The organism is Marivivens sp. ABH4_498, from assembly GCF_056160585.1.
Window position 1 is genome coordinate 737,327 of the sequence record NZ_JBSWXL010000001.1, and the last position, 17,504, is coordinate 754,830.

At 56.0% G+C, this 17,504-nt stretch carries 19 protein-coding genes and 1 riboswitch; of the genes, 12 read left to right on the forward strand and 7 right to left on the reverse strand.

Translation table 11 applies throughout. The annotated features are described in order from the left end of the window. Positions 1 to 51 precede the first annotated feature (51 nt). Together dctP and ACXAGA_RS03795 are read right to left on the reverse strand one after the other, a co-directional pair. Positions 52 to 1,065: a TRAP transporter substrate-binding protein DctP gene (dctP, locus tag ACXAGA_RS03790; protein ID WP_475116165.1), complete on the reverse strand. Its 1,014-nt coding sequence runs from the start codon at positions 1,063 to 1,065 to the stop codon at positions 52 to 54. A gap of 183 nt (positions 1,066 to 1,248) precedes the next feature. Further along, the gene (locus tag ACXAGA_RS03795; protein ID WP_475116166.1) at positions 1,249 to 1,893 is read right to left on the reverse strand and encodes a GntR family transcriptional regulator; all 645 of its coding nucleotides are present in this window, start codon (positions 1,891 to 1,893) and stop codon (positions 1,249 to 1,251) included. Positions 1,894 to 2,016: 123 nt separating this feature from the next. Between ACXAGA_RS03795 and ACXAGA_RS03800 the strand changes: the two genes are divergently transcribed. From ACXAGA_RS03800 to ACXAGA_RS03830, 7 genes are all read left to right on the forward strand, one after another. Further along, on the forward strand, positions 2,017 to 2,700 hold the full coding sequence (locus ACXAGA_RS03800; RefSeq protein WP_475116167.1) for a GntR family transcriptional regulator: 684 nt from the start codon (positions 2,017 to 2,019) through the stop codon (positions 2,698 to 2,700). Continuing rightward, the gene (gene aroQ, locus ACXAGA_RS03805; protein ID WP_475116168.1) at positions 2,693 to 3,127 is read left to right on the forward strand and encodes a type II 3-dehydroquinate dehydratase; all 435 of its coding nucleotides are present in this window, start codon (positions 2,693 to 2,695) and stop codon (positions 3,125 to 3,127) included. Before ACXAGA_RS03800 ends, aroQ begins: the two co-directional genes overlap by 8 nt. Before the next feature lie 61 nt (positions 3,128 to 3,188). After that, positions 3,189 to 3,394: riboswitch (cobalamin riboswitch) on the forward strand. Positions 3,395 to 3,528: 134 nt separating this feature from the next. Further along, on the forward strand, positions 3,529 to 5,373 hold the full coding sequence (locus tag ACXAGA_RS03810) for a TonB-dependent receptor plug domain-containing protein (RefSeq protein WP_475116169.1): 1,845 nt from the start codon (positions 3,529 to 3,531) through the stop codon (positions 5,371 to 5,373). Positions 5,374 to 5,383: 10 nt separating this feature from the next. Continuing rightward, the gene (locus ACXAGA_RS03815; RefSeq protein ID WP_475116170.1) at positions 5,384 to 6,199 is read left to right on the forward strand and encodes an ABC transporter substrate-binding protein; all 816 of its coding nucleotides are present in this window, start codon (positions 5,384 to 5,386) and stop codon (positions 6,197 to 6,199) included. Continuing rightward, positions 6,196 to 7,179 (forward strand): FecCD family ABC transporter permease, encoded by a 984-nt coding sequence (locus ACXAGA_RS03820; protein WP_475116171.1) that lies wholly within the window; start codon positions 6,196 to 6,198, stop codon positions 7,177 to 7,179. The genes ACXAGA_RS03815 and ACXAGA_RS03820 overlap by 4 nt, the downstream gene beginning before the upstream one ends. Before the next feature lie 3 nt (positions 7,180 to 7,182). After that, positions 7,183 to 7,935: an ABC transporter ATP-binding protein gene (locus ACXAGA_RS03825; protein WP_475116172.1), complete on the forward strand. Its 753-nt coding sequence runs from the start codon at positions 7,183 to 7,185 to the stop codon at positions 7,933 to 7,935. Then, positions 7,932 to 8,588, forward strand: a complete 657-nt coding sequence (locus tag ACXAGA_RS03830) for an adenosylcobinamide amidohydrolase (protein WP_475116173.1) — start codon at positions 7,932 to 7,934, stop codon at positions 8,586 to 8,588. Before ACXAGA_RS03825 ends, ACXAGA_RS03830 begins: the two co-directional genes overlap by 4 nt. Here the strand turns inward: ACXAGA_RS03830 and ACXAGA_RS03835 are convergent. After that, complete coding sequence (locus tag ACXAGA_RS03835) at positions 8,585 to 9,010, reverse strand: Fur family transcriptional regulator (protein ID WP_475116174.1); 426 nt, start codon at positions 9,008 to 9,010, stop codon at positions 8,585 to 8,587. The two genes, ACXAGA_RS03830 and ACXAGA_RS03835, sit on opposite strands and share 4 nt — an antisense overlap. Positions 9,011 to 9,132: 122 nt before the next feature. On the opposite strand from ACXAGA_RS03835, the gene ACXAGA_RS03840 reads away from it, so the two are divergent. The 5 genes from ACXAGA_RS03840 (at position 9,133) to glpK (ending at position 14,112) form a co-directional block, all read left to right on the forward strand. Continuing rightward, complete coding sequence (locus ACXAGA_RS03840) at positions 9,133 to 10,023, forward strand: metal ABC transporter substrate-binding protein (protein ID WP_475116175.1); 891 nt, start codon at positions 9,133 to 9,135, stop codon at positions 10,021 to 10,023. Beyond that, a complete protein-coding gene (locus tag ACXAGA_RS03845; RefSeq protein WP_475116176.1) occupies positions 10,020 to 10,871 on the forward strand; it encodes a manganese/iron ABC transporter ATP-binding protein in 852 nt (283 codons plus the stop codon). Before ACXAGA_RS03840 ends, ACXAGA_RS03845 begins: the two co-directional genes overlap by 4 nt. Continuing rightward, the gene (locus tag ACXAGA_RS03850; protein WP_475116177.1) at positions 10,868 to 11,722 is read left to right on the forward strand and encodes a metal ABC transporter permease; all 855 of its coding nucleotides are present in this window, start codon (positions 10,868 to 10,870) and stop codon (positions 11,720 to 11,722) included. Before ACXAGA_RS03845 ends, ACXAGA_RS03850 begins: the two co-directional genes overlap by 4 nt. Then, positions 11,722 to 12,552: a metal ABC transporter permease gene (locus tag ACXAGA_RS03855; RefSeq protein ID WP_475116178.1), complete on the forward strand. Its 831-nt coding sequence runs from the start codon at positions 11,722 to 11,724 to the stop codon at positions 12,550 to 12,552. The genes ACXAGA_RS03850 and ACXAGA_RS03855 overlap by 1 nt, the downstream gene beginning before the upstream one ends. Before the next feature lie 78 nt (positions 12,553 to 12,630). Beyond that, complete coding sequence (gene glpK, locus ACXAGA_RS03860) at positions 12,631 to 14,112, forward strand: glycerol kinase GlpK (RefSeq protein ID WP_475116179.1); 1,482 nt, start codon at positions 12,631 to 12,633, stop codon at positions 14,110 to 14,112. A 175-nt stretch (positions 14,113 to 14,287) separates the two neighbouring features. Here glpK and ACXAGA_RS03865 read toward each other — a convergent pair whose 3' ends face one another. From ACXAGA_RS03865 to ACXAGA_RS03880, 4 genes are read right to left on the reverse strand one after another with little or no spacing between them, the layout of a single operon-like run. Continuing rightward, positions 14,288 to 15,085 carry a F0F1 ATP synthase subunit gamma gene (locus ACXAGA_RS03865; RefSeq protein WP_475116180.1) on the reverse strand — a complete coding sequence of 266 codons (798 nt, stop codon included), beginning with the start codon at positions 15,083 to 15,085 and terminating at the stop codon, positions 14,288 to 14,290. Beyond that, complete coding sequence (locus ACXAGA_RS03870; RefSeq protein WP_475116181.1) at positions 15,082 to 16,557, reverse strand: F0F1 ATP synthase subunit alpha; 1,476 nt, start codon at positions 16,555 to 16,557, stop codon at positions 15,082 to 15,084. The genes ACXAGA_RS03865 and ACXAGA_RS03870 overlap by 4 nt, the downstream gene beginning before the upstream one ends. Beyond that, positions 16,547 to 17,257, reverse strand: coding sequence for an ATP synthase F0 subunit B (locus ACXAGA_RS03875; RefSeq protein WP_475116182.1), 711 nt, complete (start codon positions 17,255 to 17,257; stop codon positions 16,547 to 16,549). Before ACXAGA_RS03875 ends, ACXAGA_RS03870 begins: the two co-directional genes overlap by 11 nt. Continuing rightward, entirely contained in the window at positions 17,254 to 17,502 is a 249-nt protein-coding gene (locus ACXAGA_RS03880) for a F0F1 ATP synthase subunit C (RefSeq protein WP_475116183.1), read from the reverse strand. Before ACXAGA_RS03880 ends, ACXAGA_RS03875 begins: the two co-directional genes overlap by 4 nt. Between the last annotated feature and the right edge of the window lie 2 nt (positions 17,503 to 17,504).

The following is a 17,504-nucleotide window of genomic DNA, read 5'->3' on the forward strand; positions in this document are numbered from 1 at the left end:
CTCGGGAGAAGATCCCAAAAAGCTTTTTCATGGGACCTCCCCCGATATTTCTTAGTTACCCAGAGCGTTTACAGCGTCCAGCAGGCCTTCTGGCCATGCTTCAGCGTATTCGGATTCCAGATATGCGCCCTGAACAGCGTCACGGAATGCAGCTACGTCTGGTTCGTAGATCGACATGCCTTGCTCTTCTAGGAATGCAACCAGGCTGGATTCTTTTTCCAGCTGTGCAGCGCGGCCGTAGTCAGCAGCTTCCCACGCAGCAGCGCGAACTGCTTCTTGGGTGTCTGCGTCCATGCCGTTGAACACTTCGGACGAAATCGCGATGAAGTTCCAGTCAACCAGGTGCGACGTCAGAACGATCTGGTTGGTAACTTCGTAGAATTTCGCGTCAACAACGGTTGGCAGTGGGTTGTCCTGACCGTCAACAGCGCCCGACGACAGTGCGGTGTACACTTCGGTGAATGCCATTGGGGTTGGGTTTGCGCCCAGCGCTTTGCCCAGGAACTGCCATGCGTCGGTGCCTGGCATACGCAGGTTCACGCCAGCCAGATCCGCTGGGGTCGAAACAGTCAGCTCGCCTGCGGTCTGACGCAGGTTCACCTGACGGCGGCCCAGATACATAGGAGCCAGCAGGGTTACGCCCAGCTCTTCTTCTGCTTTTGCTTTGAACGGGTCGAACAGTTCGTCGTTGAATACTGCAACCTGGTGGTCAGCGTTCTGCAGAACGTAGCCAGCGGTAAAGATCGAGAATTCTGGGAAGAATGTCGCCAGCTCTTGCGCCGAAGTGATCGCCATTTCCAGGTCGCCGGTTGCGATTGCTTCCAGCTCGGTGCCTTGTGCGAACAGGGTGCCGTTCCAGTGTGGTTCGAACGATGCGAATTCCGAAACCGCTGGGCCGAATTTCTCTACCATTGCAACTGCGCGCATGTCGGTATCCGACATAACAGCCGACAGACGCAGCTGGGTTGCGTGACCTTCAGCCAAAGCTGCGGTGCCTGCGGTTGCTGCGATGATGGATGCGGTTGCTGCTGCGACGAACGCGCGGCGTTTCATAGTATAGGGCATACTTTCTCCTCCGTGATGATGCCGGTGTTTCGATTCAGGCCGAAACATTAGCGTGATGCTGACAGAACACAGATTTCGTTCAACAGATTTTTTATCGTTATGATGTATATTTCCATTTCACCTTACTTCGGCAAAATAATCGATTTTATTTCGACGCACGCGTCACGAACCGAAAGGGTCAATTCAGCGGAACAATTGAATACTATGTTCGACACCGCCCAAGATGTGCGCGCGCAACAACGCAACGGCGGCGCTTGAATCCCGATCCAACGCGGCATCGCGCATTCGCTTGTGTTCGTCGGCTGCAACCTCGCCTCGGAACGTCAACAGACGCATTTGGTACCGCAGGTATTTGTCAAATGTGATCCCGTGCAGCGACAGCAACTCTGACGACCCACATGCGGAAATCAGCGCCTGATGGTATTCCCAGTCATATTGCTTCCAGACTTCGCGCGCTTCATCGTCGCCGGCAAGCATCTGCTTTTCCATTTGCGCCAGCCGATAGTGGGCAGAAATAATCCGTTCTTCCCAGTTCAAATCACCATTCTGTATGGATTTTTCCAACGCATTGGATTCCAGCAAAACACGCAAATCTGCGATTTCACGCAGGCCTTCGGCGGACATTGGGGTAACGATGTGGCCGCGCTGGCCCTCGGCCAAAATGAAACCTTCGGACACAAGCCGGTTTAGAATTTCCCGCAACGTCGGGACAGATGCCCCATACGTGTCTTTCAGGTTCGACAAACGGATTTTGGACTGCGCCTCGAGCTTTCCAAAGATAATATCGTGACGCATCGCCCGATATATATCGTCGCCTAGTTTGCTCATTAGTCCTCCAGCGGCCATCCCCTATTGGCCGACCGAAAGGATAGCAAAGCGAACGGGAACTGCAACATAGTTGATATAAATCGATTATATGATTACACGTCTGGTCAAACAGGGTGATCAGCGATGTTTTTTGACCAAAGCCTAGATGACAGCAAACTGACACGTGCAAGTCGCGTATCAAACCAGCTAAGAGCCGAGATTATCTCTGGCCAATTAGCCCCTGGCTCTAAGGTGAATCTGGACCATCTACGTGATATCTATAGCGTTTCGCTGTCCCCCATGCGCGAAGCGATATCGCGATTGGTGGCCGAACGGTTGGTCGAATTCGAAGATAAAAAAGGGTTCCGCATCATGCCGATTGGCATGGCGAATCTGTTGGAAATCACTCGGATGCGGGCGGATTTAGAATCGCTGGCCCTGAAACACGCGATCACGATTGGGACCCTAGATTGGGAAAGCCGCGTGCCCGCCGCGATCTACCGCCTGACCAACAGCGACAACGCGTTGTTCAGCGACAATCACGCCGCATTTCACGCCGCACTTATCCGCGGCTGCGCAATGCCAATGCTGGGCGACCTGTGTAAACTATTCGCCAATCTGCATCATCGGTACGCCAACATATTGGGTTATACAGCCGAAGGACGCGATTTGGATGCCGAACATGCCGCAATCGCCGATGCTGCAATCGCACGGGATGCGGAACTAGGCCCGATGCTTTTGTCACGCCACATTGAACGCACAGGCAATGATCTGGCGGACCTATTGGAAACGCGCAACGACAGCGCGAACGGAGGAAAAAATGTCTAAGCTTGTTTACATTATGAACGGCCCAAACCTGAACCTATTGGGCAAACGTCAACCCGAAATCTACGGGCATGACACACTGGAAGACGTTGAAAAAAACTGCAGCGCCATCGCGGCTGAAAACGGGTTTGAGGTAAAACTGCTGCAATCCAACTACGAAGGCCAAATCGTAGATTGGATTCACGAAGCCCGCGAAAACGCCGCCGCTATCATCATCAACCCAGCGGCCTTTACCCATTATTCCATCGCTATTCTGGACGCCCTGAACACATTCGAAGGCCCAGTGATCGAAGTGCACATCAGCCAAGTGCACAAACGCGAATCGTTCCGCCATCATTCCTATGTCAGCCATCGCGCAGACGCGGTTATGGCGGGCTTTGGCATCAACGGTTACAGCCTCGCGACGCGTCACGTTGCGACTTTGATCTAATAAAGGGCCATGTGTCGTAAAGACACAGTAATAAAGCCTTTACACAAATGGCTTATCGGCCATAGGTTCGCCGCGCTTCGGTCCGGGTGTTTTGCACCCGTGAAAAGGGAACGCAGTGCGGCGACCATACCCGCCAATTCTGCGACTGCCCCCGCAACTGTAGGCGGAGAGCAATGCCGGCATACACCACTGCCCCATTCGGGGTGGGAAGGTCCGGCAGCGCAAAGACCCGCAAGTCAGGAGACCTGCCGAAGCTACACCCTGTCCAAACGCGGGGCGCGTTTCGGGCTGCGGAGACTGCTTCCGCCGTGGTGCTTCTCACCGTCTGCGGGGCATTTCATTCCCTGTTGATTAATACACACGCGCGTTCGGGCGACCGAACGCATCCTTGGGGAACTGAAATGACACGCTCTGTGCTTTTGACCTCGGCCGCGATTGCGGCTTTCGCCACTTCGGGCGCACTGGCCCAAGAGGCTTATGATCTGGAACAGATCACCGTAACCGCAAACCAAAACGCCACGTCCGTTGAACAATCGGGCACAACCGTTGAAATCATCGGCCAAGATGTTTTGGCGGCTGAAGGCACCGCAAAACTGGCCGATGCCCTGCAACGCCTGCCTGGTCTGTCCTATTCGTCGAACGGCGGTTTGGGCGCATCGACCACGCTGAAAATCCGCGGCAACGGCGCAGGTTACATCGCGACCTACCTGAACGGCATCGACATGTCCGACCCTGCCAGCTCGGGCAACGGCTATGACTTTGGCAACTTGGCCGCGATGGGCATCAACCGCGTCGAAGTCCTAAAGGGATCGCAATCCGCCCGCTACGGCCAAGGCGCGATTGCAGGCGTGATCGACATGTCCACGTGGACCCCAGAGGTTGACGGCGCATCGGGTCAAATGACCGTGGAAACGGGCAGCTACAATACCAACGCGTTCGGCCTGAACATCGGCAATCGCGGCGCGGACGGCTATGTTGCCTTTGGCCTGACCCGCCTGACCACTGACGGTTTTTCGACCAAAGCGGACAACACCGAAGCCGACGGTTTCGAAAACACCCGCCTGACGCTGACCGGTGAATACCAACTGACCGATGCGGTAAACGTTGGCATGTCCCTGATCCACGACGAAAACTACGGCGAATATGACGATGCGGGCTGGCTGGGCACGGATCCTGTAGACGACGATTTCGGTGACGGCACAAAAACGGGCGGACGTCTGTTTGCGCAGTTCGACACCGGATTGGTATCGCATGAAATTTCGGTCTCTGGTTCGCGCACCGTTCGAAACGACACTGGCTATATCGCCTATTTCAACGGTGAACGCACCAAACTGGCCTATAGCGGCGCGACACCATTGGCGTATGGCGACCTTAGCTTTGGCGCGGAAAAACTGACGGAAACCAACCTGCAAAACGACAGCTACGGCGGGTCGACCAATGACGAAATGTCCAGCACGGCCGTTTTCGCAGAATTCGACATGTCGCTGGGCAATACGGTTGATGTTGTGACCACTCTGCGCCGCGACGATCCATCGAAATACGATCCGCAAAATTCGGGCCGCGTTGCCATTTCCTATCGCCCAACCGAAGACCTGATCATCCGCGCCCAAGCCGGCACAGGTTTCCGCGCGCCGTCGTTGACACAGCTTAGCGCCTATTACGCCAGCGAAGAGTTCGGCCCAGAGCAGTCGAAGAACTATGAAATCGGCGCTGAATACCGTCTGGGCGGCAACGATTTTATCCGCGCGACCGCGTTCTACATGGACATCGAAAACCAGATCGCTTGGGATTCCAGCGCGACCAACTGCGCCTACGGCGCTGGTTGTTATGTCACCCAAAGCTTTGTTTCCAAAGGTCTGGAACTGTCCGCTGCGTATGAACTGACCGATATGTTCGCCGTTTCGGCCGCATACACCTACACCGACGCCCAAGACACCAACGGCGATCAAATCGCGCGTCTGCCAAAACATGATCTGGTCGTCGGCGTTGACGCTGATCTGACCGACCGCATCTGGGGCAGCCTGAATGTCCGCCACGCGGCAGACGTGACGCCTTCGGCTTATGCTCCTGCAGGCCACAAGGTGGGTGATTTCACCGTTGTGAACATGGATGCGACCTATGCGGTCACCGACACGGTCGAAGCCTACGCACGCGTCGAAAACCTGTTCGACGAAGATTACGAAACCGCAGGTGGCTACAACACCTCGGGTCGTGCGGTCTACGTTGGTTTCCGTGCGGATTTCTAAAATCATAACCTTGGCTTCAGCCCTGACTTTGGTCGGGGCTGTCGCCCATGCCGACGCGCCCAGCCGCGTTGTGTCGATCAATTTGTGTACCGATCAGTTGGCCATGCTGATCGCGGATGCCGATCAACTGATCTCTGTTTCGAAATTGGCCGCAGACCCGCGCAGTTCGGCGATGGCGGAACAGGCTGCGGATCTGATCCCCAATTCCGCCTTGGCCGAAGAAATTTACCTATTAGACCCTGATTTGATCCTTGCCGGTACGTTTTCGTCGCGCGCGACCGTATCGATGTTGGAACGTCTGGGCATTCCTGTGGTCCTGTTCGATCCCGCCTATTCGCTGAACGATGTACGCGACCGCATGGTCCAAATGGGCGATGCGTTGCAACAGCCTGATCGCGCAGCTGCATTGGTTGCCGAATATGACGCCGCCCTTGCCGCCTATCGCGCCGAGGTGACCGAACGCCCGCGCGCCGCGCTGTATTACCAAAACGGCTATACGTCTGGCGATAGCACGCTGGCGGGCCAAATTCTGGCAACCGCTGGGTTTGATAACATCGCCGAAGACGCAGGTTACCCCTATGGCGGGTTTATGCCGCTAGAGCTGCTTGCGCTGAACAACCCCGATGCCATCATCACCGGAACGCCCTACCCCGGCGCGTCCCGTTCCGACGAAATCCTAGACCACCCCGTGGTCGATCATTTGCGCGACCGACTGCCTCAGGCCGTGTTCACCGACCGCGACTGGGTTTGTGGCACCCCCTTTGTGCTACGCGCAATCGAAGACACGGCCCAACTGCGCCGCACCATGACAGGAGCCACCGAATGAAACGGTTATTCGCAATCCTTGTGGCTTTGACCGCGCTGTTGTTTTTCGGATCACTGGTGACAGGCCCCGCCGGGTTCACCCCCATTGAATCGATCCAAGCGTTGCTAAGCAGCGACCAAAGCCCCATCACCATGGTCATGCAGGAAATCCGCCTGCCACGCGCCATTTTGGGTCTGGCGATCGGCGCGGGGCTGGGCATCGCAGGCGCAGCCATGCAGGGATATTTGCGCAACCCATTGGCAGACCCCGGCCTGATCGGTGTTTCCGCATCGGCGGCTTTGGGCGCTGTTCTGGCGATCCAGACAGGGTTCGCTGCAACATGGGCGCTGGGATTGCCAATCTCTGCCCTATCGGGCGCAGCGGCGGGCGTTATGATCGTCATGCTACTGTCAGGGCCGCAGGGATCGACCTTGACCCTGATCTTGGCAGGTATCGCGGTTTCTGCGCTTGCGGGCGCGTTGACGACGCTGGTTTTGAACCTGTCGCCGAACCCGTTTGCGGCCAATGAAATCGTGTTCTGGACGATGGGTTCGCTGGCCGACCGTTCGATGACCCACGTCTGGCTGGCCATCCCGTTCATCGCCGTGGGCGCCCTAATCATCGCCTCCACCGCGCGCGGCCTTGACGCCCTGACACTTGGCGAAGACGCCGCCGCCGCAATGGGCGTGCGCCCAGCGCGCATTCGTCTGGCGTTGATTTTGGGAACCGCCGCGATTGTTGGCGCGGGCACCGCTGTTGCGGGCTCCATCGGTTTTATCGGCCTAGTCGTTCCGCATATTCTACGCCGTTTCGTGCAATCGCGTCCGTCGGCACTACTATGGGCGTCGGCATTTGGCGGGGCCGCGATGCTGCTGGCCGCTGACATTGCCGTGCGTATTATTCTACCATCCAAAGACCTGAAATTGGGCGTGCTGACGGCCTTGGTCGGGTCGCCCCTGTTTTTGCACCTGATCTACCGCACCAAACGCCAAGGACTGTAACCGATGCTCAGCCTTTCGAACCTGACCGTTTTGCGCGGCGAATGCCCTGTCGTTGATGACGTATCCTTTGACGTCCAACCGGGCGAAGTCATCGGTCTTATCGGCCCGAACGGCGCAGGTAAAACAACCCTGATGCGCGCCATTCTGGGCCTGATCAAACACAGCGGCACGTCATCGATTTCATCCAAACCCGTGAAAGAACGCGGCAAACTGGCGGCCTTCATGCCGCAGTCCCGCGAAATCGCATGGCCTGTGCCAGTCGAAACGCTGGTCACTTTGGGCCGCCTGCCGCATCTGGGAGTAGGCGCTGCACCTTCTGCATCAGATCGCGCCGCGGTTGACGCCGCACTGGATGCCTTGGATCTGGGCGGCTATCGGGCGCGCCTATCGACCGAATTGTCTGGCGGCGAACAGGCCCGCGTTTTGCTGGCGCGGGCATTGGCGCAGGATACGCCGCTGGTGATCGCAGATGAACCCATCGCCGGACTTGATCCAGCGCACCAAATCGCAACCATGAACGCGTTTGAACATATGGCCACTCAAGGGCGATCCGTTTTGGTATCGATCCACGATCTGGGCCTTGCCGCACGGCATTGCACGCGTTTAATCGTCATGGACCGCGGCAAACTCATCGCGGACGGCGCGCCTCTTGATGTGCTCACTCCAGATTTGCTGCGCGACACGTTTGGCATTACGGCCTATCTCAGCGAAACCGCAGACGGGCTTATTTTTCTGCCACTTCGGGTCACGGCATGAACGTCGTCACTCTAGATCGCCCCTGGCTGGAATTTGCATTCGGAAACGACCAAAAAATTCTAAGTTGGGCGATCAACCGCCCTGGGTTCGTAACGGCCAATCGCATCCTATGGCGCGAAGTCCGCAATGCCGACCTGCCGCCCGACCTAGACGTCAACGATTGGATCGCCTCAGAACTGGGTCACCGCGGCGCTTTAGACGCCGTTACATTCCTGACCTCACGCAATATCACTGCCTTTGATCAGGAAATCGTCACGGTTGGCGATTGCACGGCCCATGCTGTCGTCACTGCGGGGCTATCGAACGCCGAACGCATCGGCACGCGCCGCGATTTCAGCTGCGTGAATTGGGGCACAATCAATATCGCCGTCCACAGCAATATCGGACTAGCGGACCATGCAATGGTCGAGGCCACCTCTATCATTACGCAGGCCCGCACCGCCGCCGTGATCGAAGCAGGCTTTGACCTGCCCACAGGTATCGCGACAGGCACCGGAACCGATTGTATCGCAATAGCCTGCCCCCAAGGCGACACCGCATACGCAGGACTACATACCGAAGTTGGACATGCCATCGGTGCGGCAACTTACGCGGCGATGAAACGCACAGTTACCGAATGGAAAGATTCAGTAATGAAACCGTTTCAGGGCTAACCCTTCGCCTTTCGTACATACAGTTCCATCCGGTGATGTACGATCTCGTATCCCAGTTCTTTGGCCAATTCGGCCTGTAATTTTTCGATGCGTTCCGAGCAAAATTCGACCACTTCACCCGTTTCCACATCAATCATGTGGTCGTGGTGATCCGCGTTCGCATGTTCGAAACGGGCCGAGGCACCTTCGAACTGGTGGCGATGAATGACGCCTTGTTCTTCTAATGCGGTCAGCGTTCGATAGACCGTCGATAGGGAAATACCCGGTGATGCGATTTCGGCGCGGCGGTGCAGTTCGATCGCATCAGGATGATCATCTGCAACGGACAATACGTCCAACAGCGCAGCACGTTGACGCGTGATGCGGACCCCCGCATCGCGTAGGGCATTTGTCAGCTGCAATGATCGTTCGGCCTGTGTCATAGCGTCATTTCTGCACAAATAATCAGCTTTCGACAAGATGCAGTTGCAAATCATTTGCGAAAACCTTGACAGTTGCAAATCATTCCTAAATGCATTCTAGGTAAGTTATTCTGGAGGACCGCATGGCTCCGCATCGTATTTTTGTTGCTCTGTCCGCGCTTTGCACTGCTGGCACACCTGTTTGGGCGGATGATGACCCGATCAAGGTCGTGACGACCTTCACCGTCATTGCAGACATGGCGCAAAATGTGGCCGGTGACGCGGCCGAGGTCGTTTCAATCACGAAACCCGGTGCAGAAATCCATGGATACAACCCAACACCACGTGACATTCTAAAAGCCCAAGGCGCAGACCTGATCCTGTGGAACGGCATGAATTTGGAACTGTGGTTCGAACAGTTTTTTAACAACCTGCGTGATGTTCCGGCCGCCACTGTGTCCGAAGGCATCGAACCTATTTCTATTTCGGGCGGCAATTATGACGGCAAACCCAACCCGCACGCGTGGATGGGTTTGGAGTCTGCAGAAGTCTACATCGACAATATTCGCGACGCATTGACCAACGCCGATCCCGACAACGCCGACGTTTATGCCGCCAATGCGCTGGCCTATAAATCCGAAATCGCCGCAGTCATTGCGCCCATCCGCGAAAACATTCGGGCGCTGCCCGATGACCGCCGCTGGCTGGTCACGTCCGAAGGTGCGTTTTCCTATCTTGCGCGCGATTATGCCCTGAAAGAGCTGTATCTGTGGCCCATCAACGCCGATGCCCAAGGCACGCCGCAACAGGTGCGCACTGTGATTGATGCGGTACGGGAAAATGACATCACAGCGGTATTTTCTGAATCCACAGTATCGCCCCGCCCCGCACAACAGATCGCGCGTGAAACAGACGCGGAATATGCAGGCGTGCTCTACGTTGATAGCCTTAGCGCAAATGACGGGCCTGTTCCGACCTATCTGGATCTTTTGCGCGTCACCTCTGAAACCATTCTGAACGGCCTGACCCAATGACCACCGGCATTCGCGCAACCGACCTGACCGTCACCTATCGCAACGGACATACAGCGCTGCGCAACGCCACATTTGATATTCCACGCGGAACGATCACCGCGCTGGTCGGCATCAACGGCGCCGGAAAATCGACTCTGTTCAAGGCGTTGATGGGATTTGTCCCCGTCGCCAAAGGCGAAGTAACCATTCTGGACGAACCCGTCGCAGATGCCATCAAACACCAAAAAATCGCCTACGTCCCCCAAGCAGAAGAAGTCGATTGGTCCTTTCCGGTGTTGGTCCGCGATGTGGTTTTGATGGGCCGCTACGGTCATATGGGTTTCTTTCGTCGCCCTCGGGCTACAGACCACGCTGCGGTCGCATCAGCTTTGGCGCGGGTGAATATGTCCGACTTTGCCGACCGCCAAATCGGTGAACTGTCAGGCGGGCAAAAGAAACGGGTCTTCCTTGCGCGCGCCTTGGCCCAAGACGCGCAAGTGATCCTACTGGACGAACCTTTCACTGGCGTTGATGTCAAAACCGAAGACCAGATTATCGCCCTGCTGCGCGATCTGCGTGACGAAGGCCGCGTCATGCTGGTCGCGACGCATAACCTTGGGTCCGTTCCGGAATTCTGCGACCGCGTCGTATTGGTCAAAGGCACCGTTCTGGCCCATGGCCTAACAACAGAAGTCTTTACGCCGCAGAACCTGAAACAGGCCTTTGGCGGGGTGTTGCGTCATTTCATGCTAGAAGGCGACCGCCTGCATGACGACGAAGATCCACGCAAATTAGAAGTCATCACCGACGACGAACGCGCATTGGTGTTTTACGACGACCGCCACCACACAGCCGAGGATGCGAAATGAGCATTCTGCTAGAGCCATTCGCCTACGGCTATATGACAAATGCAATATGGGTATCTGCCTTAGTCGGTGCAGTTTGTGCATTTTTGTCTGCTTATTTGATGCTCAAGGGATGGTCGCTGATTGGTGACGCATTGTCCCATTCCATCGTTCCGGGTGTCGCTGGGGCCTATATGTTGGGCTTGCCGTTTGCATTTGGTGCGTTTTTGTCAGGCGGGCTCGCGGCACTTGCTATGTTGTTCCTACGGTCCCGTTCAGGATTGAAAGAGGACGCCGTGATCGGCCTGATCTTTACCTCTTTTTTCGGGCTGGGGTTGTTCATGGTGTCGCTGAACCCGATGTCCGTTTCGATCCAGACCATCACGATGGGCAACATCCTAGCGATTTCGCCGTCTGACACGCTGCAATTGGCGATCATCGGCGGGGTGTCGATGATCATCCTGTTGGCGAAATGGCGCGATTTGCTGGCCGTCTTTTTTGACGAAGCCCACGCCCGCACCATCGGACTGAACCCGACCGCCCTGCGCGTTCTGTTTTTCACCCTTTTGTCCGCCTGCACCGTCGCCGCGATGCAGACCGTTGGGGCATTTTTGGTGATCGCACTGGTCGTCACGCCAGGGGCAACCGCCTATTTGCTGACTGACCGGTTCCCAAAACTGATCATTTTGGCGGTGACAATCGGGACGGTCACGTCTGCCTTTGGGGCCTACATCAGTTATTTTCTGGACGGCGCAACGGGCGGCATCATTGTCTGCCTGCAAACCGCGCTATTCCTGTTGGCGTTCGTTTTTGCCCCAACACACGGCACTCTGGCGGCCCGCCGCCGTGCCCGCGCAGCACTAGAGGCAGACTAATGGAAATGGCGCTTCTTCCGTTTCAGTTTCCGTTTATGCAGAACGCGTTTCTGGTGATGCTGCTGATCGCACCTGCGGCCGCGCTGATGTCGTGTTTTCTGGTGCTAAAGGGATGGTCGCTGATGGGCGACGCGGTCAGTCACGCCGTACTGCCGGGTGTGGTCGTCGCCTATATCATCGGTATCCCGCTGATAATCGGCGCGTTTCTGGCCGGACTGTTTTGCGCATTGGCCACTGGTTTCATCAAAGACCACAGCCGCGTCAAACAAGACACGGTTATGGGCGTCATATTTTCGGGCATGTTTGGACTGGGCATCGTGATTTACACCCAGATTTCATCTGATGTGCATTTGGACCATATCCTATTTGGAAATATGCTGGGCGTTGCCGCGAACGACCTATGGACCGCAGGGATCATCAGCGGCGGTGTCGCCCTAATCCTGACCGCAAAATGGCGCGACATCCTTGCCCATGCCTTTGACCCTGTTCAGGCGCGCATGGTCGGCTTGCGCGTCGATGTCATCCATTATGGGCTGTTGGCAATCCTATCGGCGACGATCGTTGCAATGCTATCGTCTGTCGGGATCATCCTGTCCATCGCATTGCTGATCGCGCCAGGGGCCATCGCGTTTTTGGTCACGCGCCGCATGAGCACGATGTTGATCGTATCGGTCGTCATCGCCCTACTTGCGTCATGCATCGGTATTTACGCCAGTTTCTGGATCGACAGCGAACCCGCACCAACCATCGTGCTGGTCCTAACCCTGATGTTCATTGTGTCCATGATCGTCCGAAATCTGCGCATCGCGCGTAACACAGCGGCCCACTAATATCGGCACCCGCGTCAGGCTTGCACTTTGCCAAACGGGCTGATTTTGTACCCCCGAGGATACAGAGGGGAGTTACAGATGACGTATATTTTGGCGATCGATCAGGGTACGACATCAACACGCGCGATTTTGTTTGATAAACAGATGCAGATCGCTCATGTCGCACAACAGGAATTTAACCAGCATTTCCCTCGTAGTGGCTGGGTCGAACATGACGCCAATGAAATCTGGGACAGCGTCGTTGCAACCGTGCGCGATGTCATGGCCAAAGCCGATGCGACTGCTGGTGACATCGCAGGTATCGGTATCACGAACCAACGCGAAACAACCGTTGTTTGGGATAAATCCAGCGGACAACCGATCCATAATGCAATTGTGTGGCAGGACCGTAGAACCGCCCCTTATTGTGCGACGCTGCGGGACAAAGGGTTTGATCAGGTTATCACAGATAAAACCGGCCTGTTGGCGGACCCTTATTTTTCGGGGACCAAGGTCAAATGGTTGCTGGATAACGTCGACGGTGCCCGCGACGCCGATCTTTTGTTTGGTACGATCGATAGCTGGCTGATTTGGAACCTGACAGGCGGCGCGGTTCACGCAACCGATGCAACCAACGCAGCCCGCACTGCCCTGTACGACATCCACAAAGGTCAGTGGAGCACCACGATCTGCAGCGAATTCGACATCCCCATGTCGATGCTGCCCCAAGTCCATGATTGCGCCGCCGATTTCGGCAACACTCTGCCCGATCTGTTCGGTGGCGAAATCCCGATTTTGGGCGTGGCAGGCGACCAACAGGCCGCAACCATCGGCCAAGCGTGCTTCAAACCTGGCATGATGAAATCGACATACGGAACAGGCTGTTTTGCACTTTTAAATACGGGAAATACTCCCGTTAAATCAAATAACCGCATGTTGACCACAATTGCGTATCAGATCGACGGCCAACCGACTTACGCTTTGGAAGGGGCTATTTTCATCGCGGGCGCCGTGGTTCAATGGCTGCGGGATGGCATCCAGATCATCCAACATGCGTCCGAAACCTCTGATCTGGCGAAGGCTGCGGATGAAAGTCAGGAACTGATCCTTGTGCCCGCCTTTACCGGTCTGGGTGCGCCCTATTGGAACGCAGAATGCCGAGGTGCCATTTTCGGCCTAACGCGCAATTCAGGACCGAACGAATTTGCCCGCGCCGCTTTGGAAAGCGTCGGATTTCAGACCCGCGATTTGATCGAAGCCATGCAATCAGATTGGGCTGCATCGGATGCGTCGCCAACCTTGCGCGTGGATGGCGGTATGACAGCCAATGATTGGTCTATGCAATTCCTGTCGGATATCATCGGCGCACCGGTCGACCGACCAACCATTTTGGAAACAACGGCCCGCGGCGCAGCGTGGCTGGCGGGTCAACGTGCGGGACTGTATCCGCAAATGGAAGACTTCGCCGCAAATTGGGAAATCGACCGCAATTTCACCCCATCCATGGACGACGAAACGCGGGACCGCCGCTATCAGGCGTGGAAACGCGCAGTGCGGGCAACAATTTCGGCAGCGGAATAAAACAAAACCGCCCCGATAGGGCGGCTGCGATAACTGGCTAGACTGTTCTGGCTGGTTGCGCAAAGGATCTGGCGGGCTGGCACATGCTGGCTTGCTGTCCTTGATGCTTTGATACCGCGGAACAAACCGCCTGACAAGAAAAAAATCAACAAAATCAAATAGTTGATAATTTCAATCAGCTATTCGCGCGACCTGCCGATAACTCTATGACTTCATTTGTCATTTGTTCCTGACGTGCCTGCCGATATCTTTGTTCGACCTCTGCGCGTTTGGTTTTTAAATTGGACTGAGCCCGCGCCATAGCATCGGAACGGGCGCGATTTTCGATATAGAATCCCTGCGTGATAGCACGGGCAATTTGAACAAACAAAACCTCTGACAACATCCCCTTGATCAATTGATCGACTGACAGATTGGTCAGAGGCATCGGCACGGATCGTCGGGCAGGCATCAAGACGGGCCAAATTTGGTTTTCGACAATCGGTATCCCCGCCTGATCGACGCCGGACAGAGTACGAATTGGCCCCGAGTATCGGTCCCCCAATTCCAAAACCTGATCTGTTACCGCGCTGGCCAAATCTGGAATGAAACGCGCGGCGCTAGGCATATCGGCGGACCAATCAGGGACGCGGCCCAGATCGCGCAGCATCTGTTCCGACCGTTTACCAATCACAACAATGCCGCCGCCGCCCACCCCTGATGCGGCATCCGCAATACGCGCAGGATACCCCCCGCAAAACCCCTGAGACGCCCCGATGATGATCGTAATACCGTCGCCGTGCGCGTCGGGCATGGTGTCCGTCAGCTGTGTTATCGCTGTCAGGATCTGGGCCTCGTACCGCACAATGGCGTCCAAAGCGGACTGCGCTTCGGCCATTTGTCCCGATGCTATTGCGCGCAATGCACCGACGACATCGGCAATGTCTTCGATAATTGCGCGGTGACGTTCGACGTCTTCTAACCTTTCGGTCATATCGCCGACGCCAGTTCGGAAACCAGCGCGACGCAGGCATCACGCGCGGTTTGCGAAAATTCACTTTGGTCAGGGTCCAACAACGGATCCGCATTCATCGCAGCAACGATTTGGGGTTTGAGAGCCGCAATTTGATCCGCCGTCAAATCATCCAAAACGCCGGCATCTAATGCGGCCAACATGGCGATCTGTGCCGCCAGTGGCAGCGGATGAAACCGCCCTTGGGTCAATAGCGCTGCAATCCGTTCGCCGCGCACCATACGGGCGGATTGCGCATCATCCCCGAACCCGCCGAAACGCGCAAACATTTTCATTTCCAGATACTGCGCGTAATCCAAACGCAGCCGACCAGCGACCGATTTCATCGCTTTGGGCTGGGCCTTGCCCCCGACACGGCTGACAGACAGACCAACATCAATCGCAGGGCGTTGGTTCGCGGCAAACAGCGCGGCAGAGGTCACAATCTGCCCGTCGGAAATAGAGATTAGATTGGTCGGAATATAGGCAGACAAATTCCCTGCCTCGATTTCCGCAATAGGCAAGGCCGTGATCGATCCACCTTTGGCGGTTTGGCCGGACCGTTCCAGCAAACGCGCATGAAGGTAGAAAATATCGCCCGGATATGCCTCGCGGCCCGGCGGCTGGTGGGACAATAGCGCCAATTCACGGTGCACAGCGGCGTGTTTCGTCAGATCATCATAGACGATCAAAACGTCTCGGCCCTGATCACGAAATGCTTCGGCCATGCTGGTCGCCGCAAAAGGCGCGACCCAACGTAGCCCCGGTTCCCCCGAAGGTTCCGCCACAACAACAATGGTATGGTCCAGCGCATTATGACTGTGCAACGTATCCACAACCCGCGCAACGGCCGTGCTGCGTTGACCAATCGCGACATAGACACACAGCACATCGTCATTGCGCTGGTTTAAAATGGCATCCAAAGCGATGGATGTTTTGCCCGTCTGGCGTTCGCCAATTATCAGTTCCCGTTGCCCACGACCGACCGCGAACAGCGCATCAACAACCAAAATTCCCGTCTCTAATGGGCGGCTGACAAAATCACGTTCAATGATCGCAGGCGCCATCCGTTCGATATCGAAACGTTCCGCGCAATCAGGCACCGCCGCTTTGTCCAAGGGTCGCCCCAATGGATCCACCACGCGCCCCAGCAAAGCATCACCAACCGGAACCGACATCACCGCCCCAGACCGCAGCACCGTGTCACCCGCACTGATGCCATCAGACGGATCCAGAAATGCAGCCTGCAATTCATTTTCCGCCAGCGACAACACAAACCCGCGCACGCCGCCAGTAAATTCCAGAGTTTCGTTCAGCCCAGCGCTTGGTAAGCCGGACACACGCGCCAAACCATCGGCAATCGAAACAACTATTCCACGTTCCTGAATTTGGGTGCCCAGCTGCGCCGTTTCGACACGGTCAATCAGGTCCAAGATATCAGAGTTATTCGTCATGCAGCGCCACCGAAATTTGGTCCAGATCATGCACAATCGAATTGCGTAAAACTCCGTTATCAGACGCAATTTCGATACCTGCGATCAGGTCGGGATCAATTTGTACAGAAATGTCTGGTTGCCCTAGCAGGTCTGCGGCCTTTGCGCATAATTCGGCATCTAGGGACCGCGCCGAAATGAGCCTTAGGTTTGCGCCACCTAACAAAGCATCACGGGCATCTGGGTCCAAACCTTTTAATGCAGCATCCAACCGTTCAACATATCCAGCAGGCGTTTCGGGCTGCGCGGCCAATGCACGGCGGGCAACGGCGACTGACAAATCGCGTAGTTTATCGCGCATCGCTGCCTGTGCTGCGGCGTCTTGATGTTGTCGATCCTCGCGCCCTTGGGCGATGATCTTTTCCGCCTCGGATTTGGCCGCTGCAATGACTGCCGCGCGTTGCGTTTCAGCATCCTGATTAGCGGCCTGCATCACCTTGGCGCGGGCGGCAACGGTCTGTTCCATCGCGGCATCGGCATCGGATCTGGCGCGCTCTGCGGCGGCTTTCGTTTGCGCCGCATCATCCAAAACGGCCTGCGTTTCCGATTGCCGTTTCGCAATGATATTGGCGATCGGACGAAACAGAAAATGGCGCAGGATCAACAGCAGAATAACCGCGTTGATCAGTTGGAGAGCAAATGTCGTCCAGTCAAAAGTCATGATACGAATGGGTTCGCAAACAGCAACAGCAGCGCGATCACCAGACAATAAATCGCTGTCGTTTCAATCATCGCCAGCCCCACAAACAACGTCCGCGAAATGGTACCCGATGCTTCGGGTTGCCGCGCGATAGCCTCTAACGCGGCCGCGATGGCGCGCCCTTCGGCCAAAGCGGGACCAATGGCCCCTAACCCCACGGTCAATGCCGCAGAAAAAATGCTGATGATCTCTACATATTCAATCATTC

Coding starts and splice junctions, on each gene's coding strand:
- ACXAGA_RS03845 (WP_475116176.1), top strand. CDS start 10,020: ATGACCACCGGCATTCGCGCAACCGACCTGACCGTCACCTATCGCAAC.
- glpK (WP_475116179.1), top strand. CDS start 12,631: ATGACGTATATTTTGGCGATCGATCAGGGTACGACATCAACACGCGCG.
- ACXAGA_RS03800 (WP_475116167.1), top strand. CDS start 2,017: ATGTTTTTTGACCAAAGCCTAGATGACAGCAAACTGACACGTGCAAGT.
- ACXAGA_RS03870 (WP_475116181.1), bottom strand. CDS start 16,557: ATGACGAATAACTCTGATATCTTGGACCTGATTGACCGTGTCGAAACG.
- ACXAGA_RS03830 (WP_475116173.1), top strand. CDS start 7,932: ATGAACGTCGTCACTCTAGATCGCCCCTGGCTGGAATTTGCATTCGGA.
- ACXAGA_RS03865 (WP_475116180.1), bottom strand. CDS start 15,085: ATGACCGAAAGGTTAGAAGACGTCGAACGTCACCGCGCAATTATCGAA.
- ACXAGA_RS03810 (WP_475116169.1), top strand. CDS start 3,529: ATGACACGCTCTGTGCTTTTGACCTCGGCCGCGATTGCGGCTTTCGCC.
- ACXAGA_RS03835 (WP_475116174.1), bottom strand. CDS start 9,010: ATGACACAGGCCGAACGATCATTGCAGCTGACAAATGCCCTACGCGAT.
- ACXAGA_RS03795 (WP_475116166.1), bottom strand. CDS start 1,893: ATGAGCAAACTAGGCGACGATATATATCGGGCGATGCGTCACGATATT.
- ACXAGA_RS03855 (WP_475116178.1), top strand. CDS start 11,722: ATGGAAATGGCGCTTCTTCCGTTTCAGTTTCCGTTTATGCAGAACGCG.
- ACXAGA_RS03850 (WP_475116177.1), top strand. CDS start 10,868: ATGAGCATTCTGCTAGAGCCATTCGCCTACGGCTATATGACAAATGCA.
- ACXAGA_RS03820 (WP_475116171.1), top strand. CDS start 6,196: ATGAAACGGTTATTCGCAATCCTTGTGGCTTTGACCGCGCTGTTGTTT.
- ACXAGA_RS03840 (WP_475116175.1), top strand. CDS start 9,133: ATGGCTCCGCATCGTATTTTTGTTGCTCTGTCCGCGCTTTGCACTGCT.
- ACXAGA_RS03880 (WP_475116183.1), bottom strand. CDS start 17,502: ATGATTGAATATGTAGAGATCATCAGCATTTTTTCTGCGGCATTGACC.
- ACXAGA_RS03875 (WP_475116182.1), bottom strand. CDS start 17,257: ATGACTTTTGACTGGACGACATTTGCTCTCCAACTGATCAACGCGGTT.
- aroQ (WP_475116168.1), top strand. CDS start 2,693: ATGTCTAAGCTTGTTTACATTATGAACGGCCCAAACCTGAACCTATTG.
- dctP (WP_475116165.1), bottom strand. CDS start 1,065: ATGCCCTATACTATGAAACGCCGCGCGTTCGTCGCAGCAGCAACCGCA.
- ACXAGA_RS03825 (WP_475116172.1), top strand. CDS start 7,183: ATGCTCAGCCTTTCGAACCTGACCGTTTTGCGCGGCGAATGCCCTGTC.